The following is a 24,137-nucleotide window of genomic DNA, read 5'->3' on the forward strand; positions in this document are numbered from 1 at the left end:
AAGGGGCGGCGTTGGCCGCCTCTTTCATTTTCCCAATAGACCCCGTTCCGGCTTCTCGCCCCCGCGTAACGCGCTGGGGCACGTACCACCTGAAGACCTACAAGAACTGGCTCGAAGCAGCCGGCGCGTATCTCAAGACCACTGGCGCAAAGATCCCGGAAGGGAGGCTGCATGTGGCCCTGGAGTTCGTCTGCCGTAAGCCGAAGACCACGAAACTCGTGACGCCCAAGGGCGACATCGACAACTACGCAAAGGCGCCACTTGACGCCATCACCCACGCCGGCATCTGGCCGGACGACAAGTGGATCGTCTCCCTCTACGCCACCAAGCGGTTCGCCGAACTCGGCGAGGAACCGCACACCTCGCTGCAGGTGCTTCTGTGCGACTGAAGAAGATGGTCAACCCTGACCAGCTGTTCGTGACCGCATCAATGACGCGGCCGGACCATTCGGTCACTGGCGCAGAACTGGCGCGAATCCACCGCTCGCAAGGCTTCTCCAAGATCGCAGTCCACTACGTCATCGAGCGCGATGGAACTGCCTTCGAGGGCCGCTCTTTGGACGAGCCGGGCTGTCTCGCGGCGCGCGCCAACGAACGATCGATTCAGGCGTGCCTTGTTGGCGGTGTGGATGACGCCCTAACACCCACCAACAACTTCTCCAAGCAACAGCGGATGACGCTGCGGCGACTCGTGCTCAAGCACGGGCTTCCCGCGGTGTTCGACCGCGTGTGCCCCTTACAGGAAATCTAGCAATGAAACTGTCCCGTCAAGCCAATCTGATCGTCGATCACCTCTACAACAACCAGCACATCACCTCGTGGCAGGCCGAGGGCGTCTACCGCGTCCGCCGTCTGGCGTCGCGCATTACCGAACTGAATCGTGCCGGCTACGACATCCGCAAGGAGCGTTGCGAAGACGCGACGGGGCAGTCCTACACCCGCTACTCCTTCACCCGCGCGCAAAAGCGCCGCTGCACGCCGCTGCACCCGCCGACTCCCGAGCAGCCGCGCTTCCTGCTGGACCGCCTGATCGACCTTTACCGCACCTACTGCGCAAAGGAATTGGGCCTGGGTGGCGATGACCTGGACACCGAGACCGAAGACTTCCGCCGCTTCCTCCAGGAGGCCAAGTGATGGAACAGGTCCAATCCGCAATGCGCCTGGCCTTCGCAAAGGCCACCAAAGACGTGCCGAAGGAAGAACGCGAACGTACCTACGCGATGGTCCGCTCGGCGTCCAACCGTCAACTGGGCGTGACCCGCCGCAAGACCATGTGGTCGGTCGAGCGTGTCAGCCGACGCTGAGTCTCAGTTCGTTTCCAAAGAGCCGTGCCCGAAGTGTGGCAGTCGCGACAACCTCGCGCGCTACGACGACGGGCACGGCTTCTGCTTTGGGTGCTCCCACTACGAGCCGGCAGATGGTGACGCCACACGCACGCAATCAAGGCCCCGCATGTCCGACGACTTTGCCCAAGGCGAAGCTTCCGCCCTGGCCGCTCGCGGTCTGCAAGAAGAAACCTGCCGCAAGTTTTCCTACTGGGTAGGAAAGAACAAGGACGGTAAAACCTGCCAGATCGCCAATTACCGCCGCGACGGTCGCACCGTCGCACAGAAGCTCCGATTCAAAGATAAGAAATTCGCCTTCATAGGCGACACCAAGGAAGCCGGCCTGTTCGGCCAGCACCTCTGGCAACCCACGCGGCGTCTGGTCATCACTGAAGGTGAAATTGACTGCCTGAGCGTCGCGCAAGTGCTCGGCCTGAAGTGGCCCGTAGTGTCTGTTCCGAACGGCGCGCAGGGCGCAGCCAAGGCCATCAAGCGCGAGCTGGAGTGGGTCGAAAAGTTCGACGAAGTGGTCATCATGTTCGACATGGATGAACCAGGCCAGGCCGCCGCTCAGGAGGTCGCTGGAATCCTTTCGCCGGGCAAGGCACGCATCGCACAGCTGCCGCTGAAAGATCCCAACGCGATGCTCCAAGCGGGCAATGGCGAGGCCATCGTCTCGTGCATCTACGAAGCACAGACGGTTCGCCCGGACGGCATCGTGACCTTCGGCTCAGTGCGCGAGAAGGCACTGGCCCCAGTGGTCATCGGAATGCCATGGCCGTGGCCTGATCTGACCGACTGCACGCTTGGCCGACGCTACGGCGAAATCTATGGCCTGGGCGCCGGCACGGGCATGGGCAAGTCCGATGTGTTTGATGAAATCATCGTGTTTACAGCGACCACCTGCAACGAGAAGTGCGGCGTCCTCAAGCTAGAGCAGCCGCCCGCAGAGACCGCGAAGCGCCTCGCAGGCAAGTACGCCTCCCGTCGCTTCCATGTGCCCGACGCAGGCTGGACGCAAACAGAACTGGAAGACGCCTTCGACACACTGGATAGCACCGGAAACGTCGTCCTTTACGACCACTTCGGCACCACCGACTGGGATGTCATCGCCTCCAAGATGCGCCACATGGCCGTGGCGGACGGTGTCAAGCACATCTTCCTGGACCACCTCACGGCTCTCGCAGCCGACGCCGAGGACGAGAAGAAAGTGCTGGAACAGGTGATGGCTGCACTCGCCAAGTTGGCGATGGAGCTGAGCGTCTGCATTTACTTCATCTCGCACCTTACGACTCCCGAGAAGGGATCGCCGCACGAGGAAGGCGGGCGCGTGACCATCCGCCAGTTCAAGGGCAGTCGCGCCATTGGCTTCTGGTCGCACTTCATGTTCGGTCTGGAGCGTGATCAACAGGCGGCAGACGTCTCCGTTCGCACCACAACGACTCTCCGCGTGCTCAAGGACCGCTACACCGGTCAAGCCGCGGGCAAGTGCATCTACCTCCGCTACGACGAGCAAACCGGGCGACTCGTGCCGTGCGCAGATCCCTACGCGGACGGCGATGACGAGAGCTACGACGACACACCGGGCGGCTATTGAGCCGCATCCCATCTCATCCAAGGAATAACCGCATGACCCTCAAGACCACACTGCTGGCAATCCACGCCTTCCTGACTCCGGCCCCGAGCGTTGACGCCATCTGCGCTGACCTGGATCGCACCCTGGGCAAACTGGATGCAGCCGAAGGAAAGCTGCGCGACCGCGCCGCAATCGCCGAAGCAAAGGCCGCCAAGTTGGTACAGGAAGCCGTGGGCCACCGCTCGCGCGCCCTGCGTGCCGGTCGCGTCGCCAGTCGTATCAAGGCCATCATCGAATGAGCTACGGCGCCTACATCAAGGCCATCTTTCTGGACATGCCGGCCGCCGCGCGCATCGTCTCCATCCTCGGTGGCGGCGCCCTGCGCTCGTTCTATGACGGCACTCCCGCCAAAGACTACGACCTGTTCTTCCGTTCCTATCAGGACTACCTCGTTGCCTTCGCTGCGTTCTCGGAGCAGGGCAACCGGTACAAGGAGCTGGCGGCACCTAACGGCACCTCGCAGTTCCACGACCTGAGCACCGGCCGCCTCTTCAATTTGGTGGGCTTCCACTTCGACACGCCGCAGGGACACCGCGATGCGTTCGATTTCCGTTGCTGCATGTTTGTGGCGTGGCTGGAATTCGACCTTCCGACCGCTTCAGCGCACCCCGATGCTGCTGCGGACGCCGAGGCGAAGCGTCTCGTTGTGATGAACAACAACGGCGACGAACGTACCTATGCTCGGATGCACCGCTACAGGGACTACGGCTACCGCCTTGAATTGGGCTTCGACGAGGATCTGAGCGAACAAACGGATGACGTTCCCCTGCCAAGTTTCGAGCGCGTCAAGCAGCTCCTCAAAAGCCATCCCAAGGCTGCACGAGGTGTAGGCTCCGATGGCCTGGCTAGTCTTTGACATCGAGACCAACGGCCTACTCGACGAACTCACCACCATCCACTGCATCTCCCTACAGGAAGTAACCCCGGAGGGAGTACCCGTGGGCGATGTGCTGTCAGCCAACCGCGTAAACGGGGAGCTGACCATCGAGCAGGCATTGGAGATGCTTCGGGGAGCGGATGCAGTAGTCGGCCACAACATCGTCAACTTCGACGTGCCCGCCATCCGCAAGCTGTACCCGGAGTTCAAGGTCAAGCGCGCACTGGACACAATGCTGCTGTCCACCTTGCTGTGGCCGGACCTGCGAGACCGCGACTTCACAGCCATCAAGAAGTCGCCTGGAAAGCTGCCGGGCCAGTTTGTCGGAAGGCATGCGCTGGAAGCCTGGGGCTACCGCCTAGGCGAATGGAAGGGCGACTACTCAGAAGTCATGAAGTCCAGGGGTCTCGATCCCTGGGCTGCCTGGAACCAGGAGATGGACGACTACTGCGACCAGGACGTACGCGTCACACAAAAGCTCTTCGCCCTCCAGATGACCAAGGGCCTGTCGCAAGAAGCGATTGACCTAGAGCACGGCATCGCGCCCATCCTCCAGCGCCAGACCGCATATGGCTTCCTGTTCGACCAGAAGAAGGCCGACAAGCTGCAGCGCGAGTTCATGGTTACCAAGGCCAGGCTCACCGACGAGCTGACCCGAGTGTTCCAGCCTTGGCGCGAGAGCCTCGGCATGTTCGTTCCGAAGGTCAACAACGCGAAGCTTGGCTACGTCAAAGGGGTTCCGCACGAGAAGTTCAAGTCATACGTCTTCAATGCAGGCTCTCGCGACCACATTGCGAAGCGCCTAAAAGCACTGCACGGATGGAAGCCCACGGTGTTCACGCCGGAGGGTCGCCCGAAGATCGACGAGGAGACCCTCGCCCACCTCAAGTACCCCGAGATTCCCATGCTGCTGCGCTACCTGACGGTGGCCAAACGCGCCGGGCAACTCTCCGAGCCTCCGCCGAAGCTCAAGAAGGACGGCACCCCAAGCAAGTCGAAGAAGAAATCGGAAGCCTGGATCACTCAGGTTAAGAAGGATGGACGCATCCACGGCCGCGTAAATCAGAACGCTGCGGTCACCGGACGCATGACGCACTCGGGGCCGAACATGGCCCAGGTACCCAAGGTCCAGAAAGGCAAGGAGGGGATTCTCTTCGGCGAGGCCGGCGGTTGGGGATATGAGTGCCGCGAGCTATTCACCGTGCCCAAGGGCAAGAAGCTCGTGGGCGCCGACGCCTCTGGCCTGGAGCTGCGCTGCCTGGCGCACTTCATGGCCGCCTTCGACGGCGGCGCCTACGCGACCGTACTGCTGGAAGGCGACATTCACGCCGAGAACCAGAACGCAGCCGGCCTGCCGTCCCGCGACAACGCGAAGACCTTCATCTACGCCTTCCTCTACGGGGCCGGCGACGAGAAGATCGGGTCGATCATCGGGAAGGGCCGCAAACACGGCAAGGCGCTGAAGGAGAAGTTCCTCCAGGGTCTTCCAGCGCTCGCCAGACTGGTCAAGGGCGTCAAGAAGCGCGCCAAGGCGAAGGGCTATCTCATCGGCCTAGACGGTCGGAAGCTGCACATCCGCAGCGACCACGCAGCACTCAACACGCTCCTGCAGTCCGCAGGCGCGCTGGTCATGAAGAAGGGACTGCACATCCTGGACATGCGCCTGCAGGAAGCCGGGCTTGCGCCGGGAGTGAACTACGAGTTCGTCGGCAACATCCACGACGAGTGGCAGATCGAGGTGGACGAGGAACATGCCGAGTTCGTCGGACAGTCCGCGGTCGCTTCGATCCGTGCGGCAGGCGATTACTTCGGCTTTCGCTGCCCACTCGATGGCGAATACAAGATCGGCAACAACTGGGCTGAAACCCACTGACCAAAGCACGCACCTCCGATCCGGCAGGTGTGCTCCTTCGCAGCGCCCGCAGGCGGGCACAGAAGCGCGGCCTGCAGTTCGACCTCGAAAGGGACGACATACAGATTCCGAGCTTCTGCCCCGCCCTGGGCATTCCGCTGTTCCGCTCTGTCGGACTGAAGGCGCAGGGACCTAACTCCCCAACGCTGGATCGCATCACACCTGAGCTGGGTTACGTGCGCGGCAACGTCCGCGTTATCTCCAGTAGGGCCAACCAAATCAAATCTGACGCTTCCACCGCAGAGCTTCTGCAGGTGGCTTGCTGGGTTCAGGAGAACACATGAACGACACGAACACCGAGACGGTGACCATCCCCCGTGCCCGCTATGTCGAACTACTAGAGGACGAAGAGTTCTTGAACGCCCTTCGTGCAGCCGGCGTGGATAACTGGGATGGCTATGACTATGCCTTGGAAATCTGCCAAGAGGTCGAGTGACCCCTAAGCAGATCCTCCAGACCCTCGCCGGTCTGCTGGTCCTCGCCGCCATAGGTGCCGGCGCGTACGGCATGTGGTCCTACAGCCACATGGCGAAGCGTGTTGAGTCGCTTGAAGCGACGGCGCGCGACTACGACGACTTCAAAAAATCCGTGGCGACCCTCCAGCAGGAGGCCGTACGCCGTGCCTCTTTCGACAAAGCAATCCGGGACTTGCGCGCCGAGCGCAACCGTTCCGTGGAGACCGCCGCAAATGAAAACCCTGTTGTTGCTGGCTATCTGCACCAGCGCATTCCTGACGAGCTGCGCAACGCGCACTTCGCTGATCGAACAGTACCTCCAGCCGTGCCAGGTCGAGGGCAAGCACAGCTCCCTTGACGCGGTGATGGCCGACCCGGCTTCCGAGACATACGACCTCTACCACTTCGGCGGCAACGCCGAGGACGCCCTTGCGCGCTGCAACGCCGACAAGGAATCCATCAAGCGCCTTAAGGAGGGCAAGCGATGAACGAACAAGCACTTCCACGCTGGGGCAAGGACACAGAGGTAGTTGTCCGGGACGCCACTTTCCGCGACGGTCGTGGGCCGGGCTACCTTGAGGTGATCGTCTCACACGGCGATCTGCGCATTGCCGAACTATGCCAGCCCACTATCATCGGCGCGACCATCGAACGCGCTCTGCATAAGTTGGCGCACGACGTTGGTCGCAGGGTCGTGTTCGCATGAGCCAGCTGAATAAGTGCATCACTTTGATCGGCGGCCCTGCGGACGGTACGCAGCACATCGCCGATGTTTGCGCACGCACTCTCGTAGTTGCCTACTTTGAACGCGAGCCGATCATGGGCAAGCCGGGAGAACTCATTCCGCTTTGGGATCAGGAACGCACGAGCACTCGGTCACACACCTACCTGATCCGTCGCGTTGGCAATTACGCCTGGGTGGGCGTCCACGAGAGCATTGCTTGAAGAAGCGCCAGCGACCCGTCCTGCTGATCGATGCGGACGTGCTGCGGTACTACATGGCCTTTAAGAACACCAAGCTCATTGACTGGGACAACGACGGCGACCCCATGGAGGTGTACCAGCCGGAAAAGGCAAAGGTCGAGGTGGCCGAGTACATCGCTGAGTTGGTCGAGAAGTTTGACGCCGCCGACTTTGTGCTGCCGCTGTCTTGCCCCGAGAACAACTTCCGAAAGGAGGTCGAGCCGACCTACAAGCAGGCCCGCCACGAGAAGCCGAAGCCCGCTCTGTGGTACGCCTTGGACGAGTTCATCCACGCGGAGTACGCCGACAAGATCGTCAAGCGGCACTCATTGGAAGGCGACGATATCCTCGGAACCTTAGCCACGCATCCAGAACCCAAGCGGTGCCCCGGGCCACGCATCGTCGTGTCCATCGACAAGGATCTCCAGACGATCCCCTGCCGACTCTACAACCCCAACAAACCAGACCTCGGCGTGCGGACTATCGACCGCTACGACGCCGACCTGTTCTGGATGAAGCAAACCCTGATGGGCGACACCACCGACAACTACACCGGGTGCCCTGGCATCGGCGCCAAGCGCGCTGACGAGGCCCTGATGCCTGTCCACGAAGCGTACCGCAGTAGCTCTCCAGAAGAGCACTTGGCGGCCCTCTGGGAGGCCGTGGTTGCTGTCTACGCAAAGAAAGGACTCTCGGCGGATGACGCCCTTGTCCAAGCACGCCTGGCGCGAATTCTTCGCCACGGCGACCTCAATTACAAAACGAACAAGGTGAATCTTTGGAAACCCTGATGCTGTTCTTCAACATCCTGGCCTGGTGCGGTGTGTTCTTCTTCACCCTAGGGTGGTCCGCGACCTGGTGGCTGGTCATAGCCGAGGGCCGGAAGCTCCGCCCGCAGTGGTTCCCGATCATCGGGCCAATCGTCTGCTGGGGCTGGCTGATCTCCGGGTGGTGCGCATGAAGCGCCTGCTTGGTGCCGTTGCAGCAGTCTGGCTGCTGGTAGTCGCTGCCAATGTGGCTTTCTGGAGCCTGGTGATCTACGTGCTGGTGCTCGTCGCGAGGCATTACTCGTGAGCGCGCCCGAGCAGTATCCGGACGGCAATCCCAAAACCCGCATCGCGGCCCTGAAGGTCCCAATGCAACTGGTCCCGCCAAGCGCCCGTATCGCCATGGCGGCCGCCTTCGCAGATGGCGCCTCCAAGTACGGCCCTTTCAACTGGCGCGAGAAGGGCGTCAGCGCGAGCGTCTACCTGGGCGCAGCGATGCGCCATATCGACGCCTGGATTGACGGGCAGGAGGTTGCCGAGGACAGCGGCGTGGACCATCTGGCCCATGCCATGGCCTGCTTCGCGATCATCGTCGATGCGCGTAGCGTTGGGCGTCTGAACGACGACCGTCCGCATCCCGGAAAAGCAGCCGAGTTGCAAATGGAGTACCACGAGCGGGCTGTGGCAAAGGAGGGATGAATTAGTCGGGCCTCTAGAGGGAAAACCCAAGGTTTTCCCCTCTTTTAGTTCCACTTCTAGATCCCTTGAGAACACATGAACATTCCCCTGACCGCCGATGAGCTGATCGACGAGCTGGCGCGCATCTACCCCGAGGTCATCTATGACCCTGATCAGGACCGAGAGGAGTTCCTCCTCAAGTCCGGTGAGCGTCGCCTGGTGCTTCGACTTCTGGTCGCGCGCGAGCAGGAACGCGAAGAGTCCCGAGGAGGCCACCACTAATGTGCAGCTCCAAACCCAAGACTCCGAAGACGGAAACACCGGACATTCTGGTCACCGCACGTGATGGCTCCGGCCAGTCTCAATCTGCCCAGGCCAGAAAGAAGTCTGGTCTGCGCACCGACATGAACTCGCCGCTCTACCAAGGATTGACCATTCCGCGTGGCTGATGCCAGCAAAACCCTCGTATCCGCCAAGGAACGCTACGACGAGCTGAAGCCCAACCGAAATAGTGCCGAGACCCGCGCTAAGGCGTGCACCAAGGTCACCATCCCATCACTGTTCGTTGATCCGAAGCAGAAGTCACAGACTTTCACCGCTCCAGTACAGGGCACAGGCGCTCGCTGCGCTAACGCAATCGCCAACGCGCTTCTGCTGGCAGTTCTGCCGCCCAACATCACTCCCTTCACCCTGAAGCCCGACCTGTCCGAATCGGACAAGCTCATGCAGGAAGCAGGTATCCAGAAGGGCGAACTTGAGACGGCACTTTCGGAAATCGAACGTGCCGTCATGGATGAAATCGAGGCCGGCGCCCAGCTACGTTCTGTACTGGCTGAGGGCTTCAAACACTCCGCGGCGGCCGGTAACTGGCTGCTGTACGTGCCGGATCAAGGGCCGGGCAAACTCTACCCGCTGACCTCTTACGTCGCTGACCGCGATGGCCTGGGCAACGTGTTGGAGATTGTCACCCTCGATCTGATTGCCATCCAGATGCTTCCTTCCGAGGCGCGCGAAGCGATCCTCGCAAAGGTCTCGGAGACCGAGCGGCTGAAGAAGCTGGCCGAAGACGCCGAGCTTTACACCCGTGTTTACCGCGACGAGAACAACGAGAACTGGCTGTGCTATCAGGAGGTTGAAGGCGTCGTCATCGCCGGGACCGACGGCAGCTATCCGATCGATGCTCCGCCTTGGATTCCTGTATCGATCCCTCGGCCTACCAGTGAGGACTACGGTCGTGGTCTGATCGAGGACTACCGAGGCGAGTTCGAGACTCTTGAGGCGCTCCGGAAGGCGCTCCGAAAGGGTGCTGCAGCTGCCGCGAAGATTCTTTGGCTGCTGAAGCCAACCTCGGCGATGAAGCCCGATCAGTTGACCAAGGCTGAGTCGGGGGCCTTCATTCGCGGCGACAAGAACGACATTTCCTCCCTGACACTGGACAAGTTCCAGGACCTCTCGTTCGTGAAGAGCGAAGCCGACGCCACCGCCCGTAATCTGGAGTTGGTCTTCGGCGTCGGCACTGCGATTCAGCGCAGCGGCGACCGAGTGACCCGAGAGGAAATCCAGTATCTCGCCCGTGTCCTTGAGGATAACCGCGCCGGCCTTTATTCCGTGCTCGGCCCCGAGCTGATGGTTCCACTCATCCGTCGCATCCTTTTCCGTCTGCAGCAGAACGGGGCAATCCCGGAGCTGCCGGAAGGTCTCATCAAACCCCGCATTACCGTAGGCGTCGCAGCTCTGGGCCGCGGCCATGACTTCGAGAAGCTTGTGCGCTTTGGCGAGACCGCCAAGGCCGTCATGGGTGAGCAAGAAGCCAGCCGCCGCATCGACTGGGGCGAGTGGCTGTCCCGACTAGGCGCCGCATCCGACATCACCACGAAGGGCCTGGTGCTTGACCCCGAAGCGGTCCAGCAGAACGACCAGGCCTCCGCAATGAACGAGGCTGCTGTCCGCGCCGCACCGAACATGGTGAACGCAGCGATGGCGGGCGGCCTCACAAATCAGGTACCGCAATGACCGAACAGAAGACCCCCGCGGCCGAGAAGCAGAAGACGGCGACTGCCCCGGCGAAGACGTACCCGAACGTGACCCAGAAGGGCAACGTGACGGTCACCGAATACGCCGACGGCACAACCCATTACAACGCAGTGGGCACTACCAAGTGACCGAACAGACCACCGAGACCCAGCCGGCCCCGGTCGTCGCTGAAGGAGCCGAAGGTCAGCAGACCGAACGCCTGTATGGCGGCAAGTACAAAACGGTCGAAGAGCTGGAGGCTGCCTATGTGGCGGCCGCTGCCCCGGCTGACCCGGCCGGCAACGCAGGCCTGAAGGCGACGAAAGAAGCCGCGACAACGGAAGACCAAGGGACGGGCGGCGATGCCAACGAAGCCGCCGCAGCTGACGCATTGAAGGCCGCTGGCCTTGACCAGACTGTGTTCACTCAGGAGTTTGCCGAGACCGGCACCATCTCCGAAGAGAGCTTCAAGTCTCTGGAAAAGGCTGGCTTTCCTAAAGAGCTGGTCGGTGTGTACCTGGATGGCCTCAAGGCTCGCCAGTCCACTTACGAGGCCGGCATCTTCGCACCCGCAGGCGGCAAGGACGGCTACGCAAAGCTCCTGGAGTGGGCGGGCAAAAATCTGGAGGACGCCGACATCGACGCCTTCAATGCTGCCGTCACCTCCGGCGATGCCGCACGTGCCAAGTTGGCTGTCGCCGGCCTGGCCGCACAGGCCAAGACCTCCGCTCCGGCTGTCTTGATCAACGGCAAGGCCTCCCCGGCTCCGGGCGTGCAGCCGTACGCCTCGCGCGCCGAGGTGCAGGAAGCCATCCGCAATCCAAAGTACCGCTCCGACCCCGCGTATCGCGAGCGCCACATGGCGCGCCTGCGTGCCTCCGACGTGTACTGAAACAACCCTCTTTCAATCACTCCAGCCTCGCCTGTTTCCCAGGTGAAGCACACCCGCACCCCAAGGAAACACAATGGCAGATTCCAATCCCAGCCGCATCGGTCAGATCAACAAGCAGGGCGATGCCTGGGCACTGTTCATGCAGAACTACATGGCCGAGGTCGATACCTCGTTCATCGAGAACTACAAGCTGGAAGGCCGCGTCATGACGCGCACTATCTCTTCCGGCAAGTCCGCGTCGTTCCCGGCTATCGGCAAGGTCGGCTCGCGTTACCACGTCCCCGGCACCGACATCCTCGGCCAGACCGTGGACCACAACGAGCGCATCCTGACGCTCGACCCGATGCTCATCTCAGACGTGTTCATCGCGAACATCGACGAGGCAATGAACCACTTCGATGTGCGTGGCGAGTACACCCGCCTGCAAGGCGCCGAGCTGGCTTTGCAGCGCATGAAGAACGAACTACGGTGCGCCATCCGTGCGGCCCGCATCACCGACTCGGTGGTTGTCGGCCAGCCGGGCGGCCTGCGTATCGTCAACGCTGCAATGCTGACCGACCCGGTTGTGATCGCCAAGGCGTTCCGCGCCGCCCGTCAGAACTTCGACGAGAAGGGTATCTCGGAGAATCCGCAGGAGTTCACGGGCGCGCTGCGTCCGGCTCAGTATTACCTGCTGACCGAGAACAAGGATCTGATCGACCGCGACATCAACACCGAGTCCAAGGGCAGCTACAACGAAGCCGTCATTTCGTCCATCGCCCGCATCCCGCTGTTGAAGGTCAATGCCCTTCCGGGCACCGACGAGTCGGCCGATGCGACCCTGCAGGCCAAGTACCGCGGCGACTACAGCGGCACGGCCGGCGTCATCTTCCACCGCTCTGCGGTGGGCACCCTGCAGCTGCTGGGCCTGTCCGTCGAGGACGTGTACCAGGGCAACAAGCAGGGCACCCTCATGCTGTCGAAGTACGCGCTGGGCCATGGCGAACTGCGTGGCGACGGTGCTGTCGAGCTGAGCACCAAGTGATACCCCCTGCAGCGCGCCAGGATGTTCACCTGCCGCCCGTGAAGTCGGGCCGCGCTGCATCTCTCTCCTGACCGGGGGTCTCCTAACAGAGACCTCCGGTTTTTTTTTCGGCCACTCCAAGAGAACCGCATGGACCTGACTCCGACAACCGAGCTTGAGGCCGTCAACGAAATGCTCGCCGTTATCGGCGAACAGCCAGTAAGCGCCCTGGAAGCTGTCGGCAACACTGACGTTGCCATTGCCATCCGCACCCTTCGCGGCGTATCGCGCGAGGTGCAGACCACCGCCTGGTGGTTCAACACCGACGAGAGCTACACGTTCGTGCTCAACGCAGAGAATCGTGTCCCGCTCCCCAACCTCATTCTGAGCATCCGGCCCCTAGGCCGTGGCTCCTCCCGCATCGCCCACCGCAACGGCTTCCTCTACGACCTGACCAATGCCACCGACGTGTTCGCCGAAGACGCGGCACCGTCCGCCAAGGTGGTCTGGTTCATGGACTTCGAGCTGCTGCCGGAAACTGTCCGCCGCTACATCGCCATCCGTGCCGCCCGCATCTTTCAGAAAAATGTACTGGGTAGCGAGTCACTCAATGGATTCACCGAGGACCATGAAGGCGCCGCGCTGGCGCTGTTGGTCGATGAGTCTCATGACTTCGAGTTCGCAGCAGGCGCCAACTTCCTTAACGACGATCCCGACACTTCCGCCATCGCGAACCGCACTTGAGTTTGGAAACCGGCAGCTATCCGTCCTTCCTGGGCGGTGTCTCACAGCAGGACGCATCTGTCCGCAACGCAACACAAGTCACCGACGCCCACAACACCTGGCTGCATTCCGCCATGGGTACCGGCAAGCGCCCCGCAGCGCAGTTCGTCAAAGTGCTCGGCAACGACATCTCCCCACAAGCGCACTTCCATTCCATCGTCCGAGACTCCGTCGAGCACTATCTGGTGGCAGTGGAGAGCGGCAAGATACGGGTGTTCAACCATGAAACTGGCTACGAATACGACGTACTGATGGCCGAAGGTTCGGCCGCATATCTGGCGACGGACAAGCAGCCCTGGTCGGTGTTTCGCACCTGCACGCAGTCGGACACCACGTTTATCGTGAATACCCAGGTGACGACCAAGATGAGCAACGAGAGGGCGCCAGGTCGCATAACCGGATCGGTTCAGACCTTCACTGATCTGCCGAAGCCAGACAAGAACGTGGTAGTGCCTTCCGGCGCCATCTACGAGGTCCTCGGTGCCAGCGGCAACAAGTACGATAATTTCGTGGTTCAACGAGCCGGCAAGGGCGTGTGGCAGGAGATTGCACGGCCTGGCGCCTACAACACGTTCGACAAGACCACGATGCCGCACCTGCTGAAACGCGTGGTCGATCCCGTCCACGGCGACGGCCTGTTCTTCAGCTTTGGCCCGATGGACTGGGACAAGCGCCTCGCGGGCGATGACACCACCATTGGTCCGCCTAGCTTCATCGACGAGAAGATCCGCGACGTGTTCTTTCATCGGGGCCGCCTTGGCCTGATGTCCACCGAGAACACCTGCCTCTCTGAAATCGACCATCCCTTCAACTTCTGGCGCACTACGACCCAGCAGCTTCTCGACTCTGACGTGATCGACTTCGCCGTCCAATCGCGTGGCGTAGCCCAGCTGCAGTTCGGCGTTCCGTTCCAGTCGTCGCTCCTGATGTTCGGAGACCGCGCCAACTTTCAGATGACCGCAGATCCGATGCTGACCCCGAAGACCCCAAAGGTTGACGAGCTGGTTAACTACGAATGCTCCCTATACGTCCGCCCGGTTCTGCTGGGTGACACCCTTTACTTCGCCTCTGACTCTGGGTCGTTCTCTGTCCTCCGCGAATACTTCGTTGACGACGTGTCGATTACCGGCGACGCAGCTGACGTGACCGCGCATGTGCCTCGACTGATCCCCGGCAGGCTCCGGGCGATGGCCGCGGTCCCCGGCGCAGACGCTCTGGTGGTAGCCCCAGTGGACTCTCCGTCTCAGCTCTACACTTACTTCGTGCGGTGGGCCGGCAACGAGAAATCGCAGTCCTCCTGGACGAGGTGGGACCTATCCGGCATCGGCCGAGTGGTCCACCTGCACTCCACTTCGGACGACCTGTACGTTACCGCTGAATCTCCGGCAGGCGGCGTTGAACTATTGAGGATGAGCCTTTCTTTGGTCGCCGCAGAGGGAGACTTCACCAAGGACTATTCGTTTCTCCTGGACCGCCTGGTTGTGGTGCAGCCGGACTACTACGCGTTCGGCAACTACACCGACATCAACCTCCCTTACACGCTCGCCCGCATGGATGGCCTGGTCATCGGCAAGACGGACGATTGGGCGTCTCCAGGCGAGTTGGTGGATCTGACGGGCGCGACTCTCATCAATGGCGGCATGGGCATCCGGTTCCAAGGCAACCTGGCAGCCGGGCGCCTGGCAATCGGCGTGAGCTACGACTCTTCAGTCGAGCTGACCCGCGCCTACCTTCGCGACCAACGGAACAACTCGATCCTCGTCGGCCGCCTCCAGATTCGCGACATCACGGTCGCGTACAAAGATGCCGCCTATTTCGAGGTGAATGTCATCACCCGCGGCCGCGAGAGCGATCCGCAGACGTATCTCGCATCACACGCAGGACTGTTCACCGCCCGCACGCTGGGCGACGAAGTGTTCCGCTTGGGCAGTCCTACCTTCCACTCCGGTGAGCGCCGATTCCCCGTACAAGCCCGCTCGGACAACTGCCGAGTCGTCATCCGCAACCGCCTTCCGTTTCAGTGTTGGCTCCAGTCCGCGCAGTACCGAGCGCTCTTCTCTTCAAGGAGTTCTATTTGACCGTTCTCGAATACCGTCCGCCCAGCTCGGGGGACATCCTGAGTGTGGCCGCGCGTATGCGGGACGCCGACGTGCTGGAGGTCGCTGCCGCAAGCGGCGACACTCCTCGCGAAGCTCTCCTCAAGTCCTGCAACGACGCCGATGCGGTGTTCTGCATAGTCCTCGACGGGAAACCCGAGGGCATCTTCGGGGTCTCCTACGCTGGCGGCCTAGGAGCAACGGTGTGGCTTCTGGGGACCGATGCCCTGACAACCATCCCGCGCTTGATGGTGACCGAGACGCGCCGCATCACCGATGACTGGCGTGACAGGTTCTCCGTCCTGCACAACTTCGTGGACGACAGCAACGAGGTCTCGAAGCGATGGCTAGCCGCAGTCGGCTTCAGTTTCTCGGCGCCTGTTCCATATGGCCCCTCGCAGGTGCCGTTCCGCTACTTCTACAAGATCGGCCATGTGTGATGGCGGCGTTTTCTCCGTACCAATTGCTATGGCAGTCATCGGAGCGGGCACCGCCGTATACCAGGGCAAGCAACAGGCCAAGGCCATCGGCGAGCAGATGCAAGCCGAGCAAAACCAGATCGACGCGAAGGCACAAGTGGACACCATGCAGCGCATGGCTGAAGCAAGATCCCTCCGCGCAACCGCACGGGCGTCTGCAGCCGAAGCAGCCATCGGCGGTAATTCCCTGCAGGCGATCGACAACGACATCATGGCCCAGGCCGGTCGTGACGTGGCGATGATCGAGGGCAATCGTGAGCGCGGTGTTGCCACATCTTCCGCTGATGCAGCAGCACGTACACGAGTCGCCAACGCCGAGATGGTCGGGGGCGTAATCAACTCCGCCGCTGGCAGCGCTAACGGCGCCTACAGCAACTATCAGATCAAGAAGCGAGGCGACACCAATGGCAAGGATTAACGAGCGCGGCATCCAGCGCCGTGCCGTGATCGAGTCGCGGCAATCTGCACCTGAGCAATATCGCGTTCAGGTCAGCGGCGCAGCCGCACAGAGTTACTCCGCTGTTTCAAATGTCACTGCAGGTGTCCTCGGGCGCCTGTCGGCGGCGGCCAATGGCCTGCAGCAGGATCGACAGGTTCGGCAGAACCGCGAGGACGCACTGAAAGGTGAGCAGCAACGCACCCAGGAATCGGTGGAGGGGGAGGCCCCGCAGCCGCAGGACGCGCTTGCTTCTTTCACTCCCGCGTTCCGCCGCGGCTACTACGTGACCGAGGCTTCCAACAAGCTAAACGAAGCGAAGCGTGATCTCATCGCTCGCGTCGCTGCACTGGATGTAGGCGAAGATCCTCAAGCGGCCATCCAGGAGACTCTGAGCGGCCTGATGCAGCAGAAAGAGTTCCAAGATCCCCAGGTCATGGCCCAGCTCCGGCCCGCGGTCGCTCAGCTCCGTCAACAGGCGCTCGATGTCCACTCCAAGACCGAGACAGCCGAACTATTGGAGCGCCAGACCGAGAACGTCGGGGCCATGCTGCGCACTGCAGCTCTTGACGGCTCGCTCCTAAAGCCAGGCGCCATCGAGAACTTCGCCAAGGCGCTCGACACCGAGGAATTTGCCTTTGTGTCCCGCAACGAGTTCTACGACCAGGCCGCAGGCCAGATCGTTGACGCAATGGCGACTGGCGAGGGAAACATCCAGGCACTCTCCGAGTTCGCCAAGAAGGCCACCGACGAGCACGGCACGTCCCTTTGGGACCGAAAGCATGGCGAGGGCACCTGGAGTGACGCTTTCACCCAAGCCGCACGCGCTGGCGTCGCAGTCCAGCAACGGATGATCGAGGAGCGGCAGGCGTCCGTGCAGGCCGAAAAGGAGGTCGAGTGGCAAGACCAAGCCTACGTAGGGCGAATGACCGAGGGCAGCATCAATGCCAATGCGGATGCTCTGGGTCTCTCCGGAAAGGACCGCCACACGTTCGTTCGCCATTGGTACGACCAGAACCAGGCCGGCATCCGCCGCATGGAGCAGGAAGCCAAGGAGGCGGCACGCCATAAGGAAACCATCCAGGTTCTCACAGCGGGGCAAGGTCTCACCCTCGAAACCCACCAGCTACAGAAGGCATTCTCGAAGGAGTGGACGGATGCAGTTAAGGCCGGGAACAAGCAGGCGATGGGCACCGCCCTCGCCCGTGCTACGAGAGCCGGCGTGGTCATCCCCGCAGTGCAGGACCTCATCGGCCGCACCACATCAACGAACTTGACGCAGAACTACGCTACCTACAAGGCCATTGCGGACATCGACCCAATCACTGCGATGCGGTACGTGTCGGAAGACAACGCAATTCTCATGAACGAGTACCACGAAAACCGAACGGCGTTCGGCATGAGTGAGCAAGAGGCGCTTCAGCAAATCACTCGCCCCGAGCAAAAAGCAGTACGTGCTGAGGTCTCTCAGCGGATCGGCCGTGCTGCTACTGCGTACTTCAAGAAAGTCGACGAGATGCCTGACGGCACGCCGATGCCGCCTTGGATGCAGGACCGCGTCCAGCGTGAAGCGACTCGACTGGCAATGCGCAACCCTATGGCACCGCCTGACGCCGCGGTCGCCACCGCATTCAAGCGTGTACAAGGCGACTTGGCGAACATCAACGGCCGCTGGGTGCAGCGCGGAGGCATGCGGACAGGAGCCGAATCTGGCGTAACGGAGTTCGTTCGGCGCGCAGCGGTAGATGCCGAGAAGTCCGGGGCAATCCCCAAGGGCACGGCGAGCGGGGTCTTTGCAGCACCTACGGAAGATGACCCGAACGTGTTCATCCTCCACAACCGCGATGGCTTCCCCATTTACGGCAAGGCCAGCGACGGTACGCAGCGCCCTGTGATCTTTGATCCCAACAAAACCGCTGCTGGCGTCAATCAGTGGAAGCGCGACGAGGCAGAGAAGCAGGCCCGATTTGATGCACAGAACAAACCCAAGATGACTGTCATGGGCATCGACCCCGTACAGGCCGCAGCAATGCGTACTGCTAAGGGCGACCCGTCACTGAAGCCAACGGTGCTAAAGCTTGGCGATAAGCCGACCCCAGTTGGGCCGAAGCGTCCGGACGCCACCGACATGATCGACTACCTCTCAACCTTCAAGAACTAGGAATCAAATGCCGACCAGCATCTTTGACCTCATTGCGCCTGCTAAACCGAGAGACCTCAATGAGGTTATCGCGGAATCAGCGCGCAATAATGAGGGCGGACATGTAGCCCGCGTTACGCGCCGAAAGGAAGCCGAAGCGGCCGATCAGAAGCGCCGGGACGAGACTCCGTTCGGCGAGCTGGTCGGCGCCTCCCAAGTACAGGGCGGAATCGGCATGATCCACCGTGCGTACCAGGAAGAGTCGGTACTTTCCCGTGCAGATCCCGCGTGGAGCCTCCCTGAGAAGTTTCAGGAGGAGATGGACAATTTCGGAATCGGCGCAGATCAATGGGAACTTTTCAGCCGGGCGACATCGCAGGAGCACTACGAGCTTCTGCGGGAGTTTGCCCTTCAGAACGAGATGGCGAAAGACACTCGGTCGTCCTTCGGAATGGTTGCAAACTTCGCCTCGGACATGACAGATCCTGTGTTCTTCGCCGCTGATGCAGCCACCGGGGGCCTCGCCCGAGGTGCACGTGCTGGACGCTTGGCGAACTCTATCCGCGCCGGCTTGGCGGCGGGTTCGACCAATGCGGCGATGACGCTCGGGAACTCCAGGTTCAACTCCGAAATCGGAAGCGCGGATATTGCAATCTCAGCGGCGGCCGGGTTTGCGTTAGGCAGCGCTCTCGGTGCGCGTCGAGGAGAACACTTCACCGAATCCGCGAGAGTCGAAGAACTCGCTAGGAGGGACATCACCGGATCGTCCCAAAGCCTGGGCGCGGCGCGCCTGAACGGCCTTCCAGATAACCCTACGCCAGGCATCTCCGAACGCTCTCTTTCGGATGCGATGCAGACGCATGTTGACCGAGGCGTGGATGAGGTATCTATCAAGCCTGCCTTCGCCAACATCCGCCTTGCCTTGTCGGCGCAGATGGGGAAGCTGAAAGACCCGACCGCACGGGGTGTAGGCCGCTGGCTGTTCCGCGACGGCGTAGGCTACACGGACCGCAATCTGGCTGTGAAGCAATCTGCAGGTGAGTACGCCAGCGTTAACCGCGCCACGCTAGAGACACAGTTGCATCGAGGATTCAACGCGGCTTGGACTGCAGCGCGGGCGAAGCACGGACTATCTCGCTGGGACCGCGGCGGTGAGCTGGCGTGGAGCCGCAAGGTGGCCGACGTGCTGCGAGGCGTGAACGCCGACGACGAGACCGCCAACCAGGCCGCGGCCGCAATCCGACCCGTACTCGACGCAACTTACGACCTAGGTGTCCGTTCGGGTGTTCTGGAGCCGGGCAGCAAGAACTTGGACTACTTCCCTCAGATTCAGTCGAAGCAGGCATACCAGCGCATCTTTGGCGAGATGGGATTGAGCGAACAGGACGGGGTCGAGATTTTCAAACAGGCGATCATCGCCGACATGCGTAAGAACGGTGATGCGTCCAAGTTGGACAAGTTCAACGAGATTTCCGGCGACTACGAGGGGACCTCCGACCGTGCTCTACGGGCGCGCGAGAAAGCCGATGACCTTGGCGCACTGACGGCAGACAAGCAGGCCGCTGTCCGCTCCGCCGAAGAGGCATTGAAGGAGCTAGAAGGAATGCCCGGCAAGCAAGGCGACCGTCGCCGCACCGCAGCCCAACGCCGCCTGGAGGAAACGCGCCGCAAGCTGCAGCGCCATGGCGAACGACTGGACAAGACCAAGGCCGGCCTTAAGGATGCGCTGGAGCATGAACAGAAGACGTTGCACACGAGAAAGGAGGCCAAGAAACTGGCTGACGACGGCGGCGTAGACGAGGAGCTGGCAGAGCTATACGCCCGCGCACTTATCAAACGCGGCTCCGGCCTAGTGACTGGCGACACTGGCGCACCCGTGCGTCCGCTCAACACTGAGTCAGTGCAGGAACTAACCGAGGCCCTGCGAGACGCTGGAGCGAGCGACGCGAAGATTGCGTCGGTGCTCGGCAGGTACACCGCCCAGATGCAGGAAGGCGCTAAGCTCGGCGCGGCGAAGAAACGCATTCGCTTTGACCCGACTACGGAGATGACGTTCACCAATAGATACGGGGACGATGTGACTCTCAAAGTCACTGACTTCCTCGACAGCGACACAACACGTGTCGTGTCGTCGCATATCCGTGAAGTTGTCGGCTGGTCCGCGCTGGCGCAGAAAGGCAACATTCGCAACAAAGCGGAGCTGGACGCTCTCCAGCAGCTCCTCCGCGAGCAGGCTATCAAGGCAGGCGATGATCCTGAGAAAACTCTGCGAATGCTGGACGTCGGCATCAAGTCGATCATGGGCCGCTCCACCGAGGTCAACCCAAACAGCACCGCATCGCGCTGGTCGCGCGCTCTGCGCGACACCCAGTTCCTCCGAGTGATGAACCAGGTCGGCTTCACGCTTTTCACCGAGCTAGGGCCGACCGTGGCACACGCGGGCCTGATGAACACCGTCCGATCCATCGCCTTTATCGGCGACTTACTCCGCCGCAGCGCGGACGGAACCCTGAAGTCCGGCGAGGCCCGTTACATCGAAGACCTCGTCGCGACCGGCACAGAGCATCTCCGCAGTCCTGCATTCATGCGGATCGAAGATGATGCCTTCATGCCATCGGTCTACGGAGACAGCAAGTTCGGCAGGACAATAGAGAACGCCACAATGCTCGGCCAGCGGTTCACCAGCATTGCTTCTGGCATGGCACCCATGAACACCGCCCTGCAACGTATCGCAGGTCGGGCAACGCTGATGAAGCTGTTGCAGCTGGCGAATGACAAGCGAGCACTCTCGGAAGGAATGACACGCCGGATGCGCTCCTACGGCCTCGATCAGGAGGCTCAGGATGCACTATTCGCGTCTCTCCGCGGTATCAAGAAGGTCGAAGACATCACCGAGGCGGGCCTAAACTTGGCCGACCGTGAGCGCGTCGCGGCTTTCATGTTCCGCGTCACGCGCCAGCAGGTGATCGAAGGAGACGCCAGCGACTCCATCATGCTGATGCACTCGGCGGGCGGAAAGCTGGTCACGCAGTTCCGCTCGTTCATGGCCTACAGCTATGAGCGGCATCTGCTGAACTCCGCCTACCACTGGAAGGATTGGAACACCTACATGATGGTCATGCTCTCCAGTTCCATCGCAGCCCTACAGTGGGCCGCTCGTACGTCACTCAACACGGCGGACGACCCGGAGAAACGCGAGAAGCAGCTCACCATGGGCAACTTTGTTGCTGCAGGTGTATCGCAGTCTTCCTGGGGCGGCGTCATCCAGCCCATAGTGGACACCGCGCTACCCCTCATGGGCCAAGACCCGGTGTTCGCAAACGCCCGCTCAACGGGCATGTCTACGAACATCGTGGGCGGCATCCCGGTCGTTGACTTCGCTAATCGATTCATGGAGGCGTCATCGCTTCCCGCGCAAGCAATTCGTGACGACCGCGAAGTGACCCGGAAGGAACTGGAGAACGCGGCTAAGCTGTTCTGGTTCCAGAATCTAACAGGATGGCAAAACATCCAGCGTATGGCGCTTAAGGAAGCAGAGAGTCGCGGCTGGCTGAGCGACGGCTCCGGTGAAGCTGCCTCACGTCGCGAAGACCGAGATGAGAAGAACGACTCCTGGGCCGCAAAATCCCTCTTTGGCTTGGACACTGAATGATCGAACAAAACCGGGGCCTGTCCTTCGTGGCTTATACCTACGAGGGCGGGCCTCGGCGCTTCACCTGCACGTTCCCGCGACTGAAGCCGGAGCATGTGCGCGTGCTTGTGGGCGACCCCAAGTCGCCCCGGACGGTACTCGGCAAGTGGATCAACCCCACGACCGTCGAGATTCCCGACCAATCCGAATACCTCGCGACGCCCTACAGCGTCCTACTGCGCCGGATCACACCCTTCGCAGAACAGGCGATCCTCTTTCAGGATGCCGCAACACTTCCAGCAGACCAGCTCAACACTGCCATCCGCCAGCTTCTCTTCGTGCAGCAGGAGGTCGCCGAGTTCGGCGTGGGCACCGGTAGCGTGCCAGGCAGTGGGCTACCAGGGAACGGCGGAGGCAATCTGCCGGACATCCAGACAATCGTGGACCAGGTCGTGCAGTCTCCGGCCTATCAGATCCTTCAGGAGCGCATCCCCGAGATTGACGCCAACGCAGAACTCATCATGCAGGAGCTTCTTCGCTCCAACGAGCTCTTCGATACGAAGCGCGACTATGGCGACCGAATCTCTGAAGCATCCACCCGCATCGCCCTCATCGAAGACGGCGACAAGGTGACGGCGGAGCAGATCACCACGCTGCTGGCTCGGATGGTCCGAAACGAAACCGATGTGGCGGCAAGCTTCGACCAGGTCAACAGGGCGATCGCCACTGAGACCGAAGCACGTGTCGAGTCGATGACTGATATGCACGGACAGATCACCTCGGAAACCGGAGCGCTGGTTGCCCAGGCGGTCGAGAGTGTGGGGGTCATAGTTAGCAAGGTCGAGTCCAGGGTCACCACTGCCGAGGGACGACTAGCGATACATGGCGGGGCCATCGCGGCTACCAATGAATCACTGGAGGTCGTCGCCAACGATGCGCAAGCGAGCACCGAGTGGCGCCAACTATTCGCTGCACAGTACGGCCCCGCAGGTGCTACTGGCGCCTCCGTAGCCGCTGCCGTCAAGCAGCAGATCGACACCAAGGCAACACCTGCCGAGGCACGAAGCATCGCCAACACGTCAGTGACTGCCTTCGCTAACGGCACCTTCGCAGCACTGCAGCAGTCCTATACGGCCTATGTAAGTGCGAACGACGCCAAGTGGTCCGGCACGTGGTCCCTTCGCATCAACGGAGGCGACCCTAACAACCCAGTTGTCGCGGGTATCGCACTCAGTGCGTACCCTGGTGGATCGGACTTCGTTGTCCAGTCGGATCGCTTCGCCATCACTACCCCGACAGCGGGCTACGGTGCTCGCAAGTTTCCTTTCGTGGTCGGGACCGTGGGTGGCTTGAGCACGGTAGGCATCACTGGGCAACTGCTGGTGGACGGCTCGATCACCGCAAACAAGCTGACCGTGAACTCGCTAGCCGCCATCACCGCCAACATGGGAACCGTCAACGGCGGCACGTTCAAAACGCACACACTCGATGTCAACGGCAACATCGTCGATGCGCACGAGTTCCGTGTCGAGTTGTCTAACGTCGGCACCTGGCCGATCTGGGTTGGAGCAGGAGACAAGAACGAGAACAATGCCGTCTTCTGGGTTGATCGCTCGGGCAACGCAGGCTTCAAAGGCCGCGTGTCTGCGCCGAACATCGTCGGCAATTTCAATCGCCTGGCCCCTGTAGATTGGACTGGCTCGGTGTCGATGAATAACACCACGGGGATCGTCAACTTCACACTACCGGCGCCTGTGCTGCTAGGCGAGTCGCACACTCCGCTGATCGTACTCAGTGCAGGAGTGGATCACGCGTCATCGGACAACGGCCGTGCATTTATCTACATCCAGAAGCTAGTTGGTGCGGCCTGGGTGACAGTAGATACCTACTTCATCATTCAAGGCTCGGGCCACAAGTTTAATCATGCGCTCAATTACGTCGGAGACCCGACAACGGCGGAAGCCACCTACCGTGTGGCCATCGCCGATTCGTCGCGCGGTGACCGCCTGATCATCACAAAGGTCCGGGGATTCATCCAAGGACTCCGATAA

At 61.3% G+C, this 24,137-nt stretch carries 27 protein-coding genes; all 27 read left to right on the top strand.

Features of this window, described 5'->3' with window-relative positions; genetic code table 11:
- Positions 1-11: 11 nt before the first annotated feature.
- Positions 12-389, top strand: a complete 378-nt coding sequence (locus DYQ94_RS06285) for a RusA family crossover junction endodeoxyribonuclease (protein WP_160954654.1) — start codon at positions 12-14, stop codon at positions 387-389.
- Positions 380-751 carry an N-acetylmuramoyl-L-alanine amidase gene (locus tag DYQ94_RS06290; protein WP_052812197.1) on the top strand — a complete coding sequence of 124 codons (372 nt, stop codon included), beginning with the start codon at positions 380-382 and terminating at the stop codon, positions 749-751. Before DYQ94_RS06285 ends, DYQ94_RS06290 begins: the two co-directional genes overlap by 10 nt.
- Before the next feature lie 2 nt (positions 752-753).
- Complete coding sequence (locus DYQ94_RS06295) at positions 754-1,134, top strand: helix-turn-helix domain-containing protein (protein ID WP_160954655.1); 381 nt, start codon at positions 754-756, stop codon at positions 1,132-1,134.
- Positions 1,134-1,304 carry a hypothetical protein gene (locus tag DYQ94_RS06300; RefSeq protein WP_155400840.1) on the top strand — a complete coding sequence of 57 codons (171 nt, stop codon included), beginning with the start codon at positions 1,134-1,136 and terminating at the stop codon, positions 1,302-1,304. The genes DYQ94_RS06295 and DYQ94_RS06300 overlap by 1 nt, the downstream gene beginning before the upstream one ends.
- A gap of 148 nt (positions 1,305-1,452) precedes the next feature.
- The gene (locus tag DYQ94_RS06305) at positions 1,453-2,922 is read left to right on the top strand and encodes a toprim domain-containing protein (protein WP_160954656.1); all 1,470 of its coding nucleotides are present in this window, start codon (positions 1,453-1,455) and stop codon (positions 2,920-2,922) included.
- A 32-nt stretch (positions 2,923-2,954) separates the two neighbouring features.
- A complete protein-coding gene (locus DYQ94_RS06310; protein WP_160954657.1) occupies positions 2,955-3,200 on the top strand; it encodes a hypothetical protein in 246 nt (81 codons plus the stop codon).
- Positions 3,197-3,817, top strand: a complete 621-nt coding sequence (locus DYQ94_RS06315) for a Gabija anti-defense Gad2 family protein (RefSeq protein WP_042595014.1) — start codon at positions 3,197-3,199, stop codon at positions 3,815-3,817. Before DYQ94_RS06310 ends, DYQ94_RS06315 begins: the two co-directional genes overlap by 4 nt.
- A complete protein-coding gene (locus DYQ94_RS06320; RefSeq protein WP_160954658.1) occupies positions 3,798-5,711 on the top strand; it encodes a DNA polymerase in 1,914 nt (637 codons plus the stop codon). The genes DYQ94_RS06315 and DYQ94_RS06320 overlap by 20 nt, the downstream gene beginning before the upstream one ends.
- A 319-nt stretch (positions 5,712-6,030) precedes the next feature.
- Positions 6,031-6,186 (top strand): RecBCD nuclease inhibitor, encoded by a 156-nt coding sequence (locus tag DYQ94_RS06325; protein WP_115045095.1) that lies wholly within the window; start codon positions 6,031-6,033, stop codon positions 6,184-6,186.
- Between the two features lie 252 nt (positions 6,187-6,438).
- The gene (locus DYQ94_RS06330) at positions 6,439-6,693 is read left to right on the top strand and encodes a hypothetical protein (RefSeq protein ID WP_042595012.1); all 255 of its coding nucleotides are present in this window, start codon (positions 6,439-6,441) and stop codon (positions 6,691-6,693) included.
- Complete coding sequence (locus DYQ94_RS06335) at positions 6,690-6,911, top strand: hypothetical protein (protein ID WP_160954659.1); 222 nt, start codon at positions 6,690-6,692, stop codon at positions 6,909-6,911. Before DYQ94_RS06330 ends, DYQ94_RS06335 begins: the two co-directional genes overlap by 4 nt.
- Complete coding sequence (locus DYQ94_RS06340; RefSeq protein WP_160954660.1) at positions 6,908-7,150, top strand: hypothetical protein; 243 nt, start codon at positions 6,908-6,910, stop codon at positions 7,148-7,150. Before DYQ94_RS06335 ends, DYQ94_RS06340 begins: the two co-directional genes overlap by 4 nt.
- Complete coding sequence (locus tag DYQ94_RS06345; protein ID WP_160954661.1) at positions 7,147-7,959, top strand: phage exonuclease; 813 nt, start codon at positions 7,147-7,149, stop codon at positions 7,957-7,959. The genes DYQ94_RS06340 and DYQ94_RS06345 overlap by 4 nt, the downstream gene beginning before the upstream one ends.
- Positions 7,947-8,129 (top strand): hypothetical protein, encoded by a 183-nt coding sequence (locus tag DYQ94_RS06350; protein ID WP_153065948.1) that lies wholly within the window; start codon positions 7,947-7,949, stop codon positions 8,127-8,129. Before DYQ94_RS06345 ends, DYQ94_RS06350 begins: the two co-directional genes overlap by 13 nt.
- A 109-nt stretch (positions 8,130-8,238) precedes the next feature.
- Complete coding sequence (locus tag DYQ94_RS06355) at positions 8,239-8,634, top strand: dATP/dGTP diphosphohydrolase domain-containing protein (RefSeq protein WP_160954663.1); 396 nt, start codon at positions 8,239-8,241, stop codon at positions 8,632-8,634.
- 75 nt (positions 8,635-8,709) lie between these two features.
- Positions 8,710-8,895 carry a hypothetical protein gene (locus DYQ94_RS06360; RefSeq protein ID WP_042595008.1) on the top strand — a complete coding sequence of 62 codons (186 nt, stop codon included), beginning with the start codon at positions 8,710-8,712 and terminating at the stop codon, positions 8,893-8,895.
- A 159-nt stretch (positions 8,896-9,054) separates the two neighbouring features.
- Positions 9,055-10,626 (top strand): portal protein, encoded by a 1,572-nt coding sequence (locus DYQ94_RS06365; protein WP_160954664.1) that lies wholly within the window; start codon positions 9,055-9,057, stop codon positions 10,624-10,626.
- On the top strand, positions 10,623-10,775 hold the full coding sequence (locus tag DYQ94_RS06370; protein ID WP_160954665.1) for a hypothetical protein: 153 nt from the start codon (positions 10,623-10,625) through the stop codon (positions 10,773-10,775). Before DYQ94_RS06365 ends, DYQ94_RS06370 begins: the two co-directional genes overlap by 4 nt.
- The gene (locus DYQ94_RS06375; protein ID WP_160954666.1) at positions 10,772-11,518 is read left to right on the top strand and encodes a capsid assembly protein; all 747 of its coding nucleotides are present in this window, start codon (positions 10,772-10,774) and stop codon (positions 11,516-11,518) included. Before DYQ94_RS06370 ends, DYQ94_RS06375 begins: the two co-directional genes overlap by 4 nt.
- A gap of 73 nt (positions 11,519-11,591) precedes the next feature.
- A complete protein-coding gene (locus tag DYQ94_RS06380) occupies positions 11,592-12,542 on the top strand; it encodes a major capsid protein (RefSeq protein ID WP_160954667.1) in 951 nt (316 codons plus the stop codon).
- A 129-nt stretch (positions 12,543-12,671) separates the two neighbouring features.
- Positions 12,672-13,265, top strand: a complete 594-nt coding sequence (locus DYQ94_RS06385; RefSeq protein ID WP_160954668.1) for a phage tail tubular protein A — start codon at positions 12,672-12,674, stop codon at positions 13,263-13,265.
- Positions 13,262-15,382, top strand: a complete 2,121-nt coding sequence (locus tag DYQ94_RS06390) for a phage nozzle protein (RefSeq protein ID WP_160954669.1) — start codon at positions 13,262-13,264, stop codon at positions 15,380-15,382. The genes DYQ94_RS06385 and DYQ94_RS06390 overlap by 4 nt, the downstream gene beginning before the upstream one ends.
- Positions 15,379-15,840 (top strand): hypothetical protein, encoded by a 462-nt coding sequence (locus DYQ94_RS06395; RefSeq protein ID WP_042596177.1) that lies wholly within the window; start codon positions 15,379-15,381, stop codon positions 15,838-15,840. Before DYQ94_RS06390 ends, DYQ94_RS06395 begins: the two co-directional genes overlap by 4 nt.
- Before the next feature lie 28 nt (positions 15,841-15,868).
- On the top strand, positions 15,869-16,297 hold the full coding sequence (locus DYQ94_RS06400) for a virion core protein, T7 gp14 family (RefSeq protein WP_160954670.1): 429 nt from the start codon (positions 15,869-15,871) through the stop codon (positions 16,295-16,297).
- A complete protein-coding gene (locus DYQ94_RS06405; RefSeq protein ID WP_160954671.1) occupies positions 16,284-18,476 on the top strand; it encodes a hypothetical protein in 2,193 nt (730 codons plus the stop codon). Before DYQ94_RS06400 ends, DYQ94_RS06405 begins: the two co-directional genes overlap by 14 nt.
- Positions 18,477-18,483: 7 nt before the next feature.
- Complete coding sequence (locus tag DYQ94_RS06410) at positions 18,484-22,107, top strand: hypothetical protein (RefSeq protein ID WP_160954672.1); 3,624 nt, start codon at positions 18,484-18,486, stop codon at positions 22,105-22,107.
- Complete coding sequence (locus tag DYQ94_RS06415; protein WP_160954673.1) at positions 22,104-24,137, top strand: phage tail fiber domain-containing protein; 2,034 nt, start codon at positions 22,104-22,106, stop codon at positions 24,135-24,137. The genes DYQ94_RS06410 and DYQ94_RS06415 overlap by 4 nt, the downstream gene beginning before the upstream one ends.

It is taken from the genome of Xanthomonas sp. LMG 8993 (assembly GCF_009835065.2).
In the GTDB taxonomy this organism is placed as follows: Bacteria; Pseudomonadota; Gammaproteobacteria; order Xanthomonadales; family Xanthomonadaceae; genus Xanthomonas; species Xanthomonas arboricola.

Coding starts and splice junctions, on each gene's coding strand:
- DYQ94_RS06295 (WP_160954655.1), top strand. CDS start 754: ATGAAACTGTCCCGTCAAGCCAATCTGATCGTCGATCACCTCTACAAC.
- DYQ94_RS06300 (WP_155400840.1), top strand. CDS start 1,134: ATGGAACAGGTCCAATCCGCAATGCGCCTGGCCTTCGCAAAGGCCACC.
- DYQ94_RS06305 (WP_160954656.1), top strand. CDS start 1,453: ATGTCCGACGACTTTGCCCAAGGCGAAGCTTCCGCCCTGGCCGCTCGC.
- DYQ94_RS06310 (WP_160954657.1), top strand. CDS start 2,955: ATGACCCTCAAGACCACACTGCTGGCAATCCACGCCTTCCTGACTCCG.
- DYQ94_RS06315 (WP_042595014.1), top strand. CDS start 3,197: ATGAGCTACGGCGCCTACATCAAGGCCATCTTTCTGGACATGCCGGCC.
- DYQ94_RS06320 (WP_160954658.1), top strand. CDS start 3,798: ATGGCCTGGCTAGTCTTTGACATCGAGACCAACGGCCTACTCGACGAA.
- DYQ94_RS06325 (WP_115045095.1), top strand. CDS start 6,031: ATGAACGACACGAACACCGAGACGGTGACCATCCCCCGTGCCCGCTAT.
- DYQ94_RS06330 (WP_042595012.1), top strand. CDS start 6,439: ATGAAAACCCTGTTGTTGCTGGCTATCTGCACCAGCGCATTCCTGACG.
- DYQ94_RS06335 (WP_160954659.1), top strand. CDS start 6,690: ATGAACGAACAAGCACTTCCACGCTGGGGCAAGGACACAGAGGTAGTT.
- DYQ94_RS06340 (WP_160954660.1), top strand. CDS start 6,908: ATGAGCCAGCTGAATAAGTGCATCACTTTGATCGGCGGCCCTGCGGAC.
- DYQ94_RS06360 (WP_042595008.1), top strand. CDS start 8,710: ATGAACATTCCCCTGACCGCCGATGAGCTGATCGACGAGCTGGCGCGC.
- DYQ94_RS06370 (WP_160954665.1), top strand. CDS start 10,623: ATGACCGAACAGAAGACCCCCGCGGCCGAGAAGCAGAAGACGGCGACT.
- DYQ94_RS06380 (WP_160954667.1), top strand. CDS start 11,592: ATGGCAGATTCCAATCCCAGCCGCATCGGTCAGATCAACAAGCAGGGC.
- DYQ94_RS06385 (WP_160954668.1), top strand. CDS start 12,672: ATGGACCTGACTCCGACAACCGAGCTTGAGGCCGTCAACGAAATGCTC.
- DYQ94_RS06400 (WP_160954670.1), top strand. CDS start 15,869: ATGGCAGTCATCGGAGCGGGCACCGCCGTATACCAGGGCAAGCAACAG.
- DYQ94_RS06405 (WP_160954671.1), top strand. CDS start 16,284: ATGGCAAGGATTAACGAGCGCGGCATCCAGCGCCGTGCCGTGATCGAG.
- DYQ94_RS06410 (WP_160954672.1), top strand. CDS start 18,484: ATGCCGACCAGCATCTTTGACCTCATTGCGCCTGCTAAACCGAGAGAC.
- DYQ94_RS06415 (WP_160954673.1), top strand. CDS start 22,104: ATGATCGAACAAAACCGGGGCCTGTCCTTCGTGGCTTATACCTACGAG.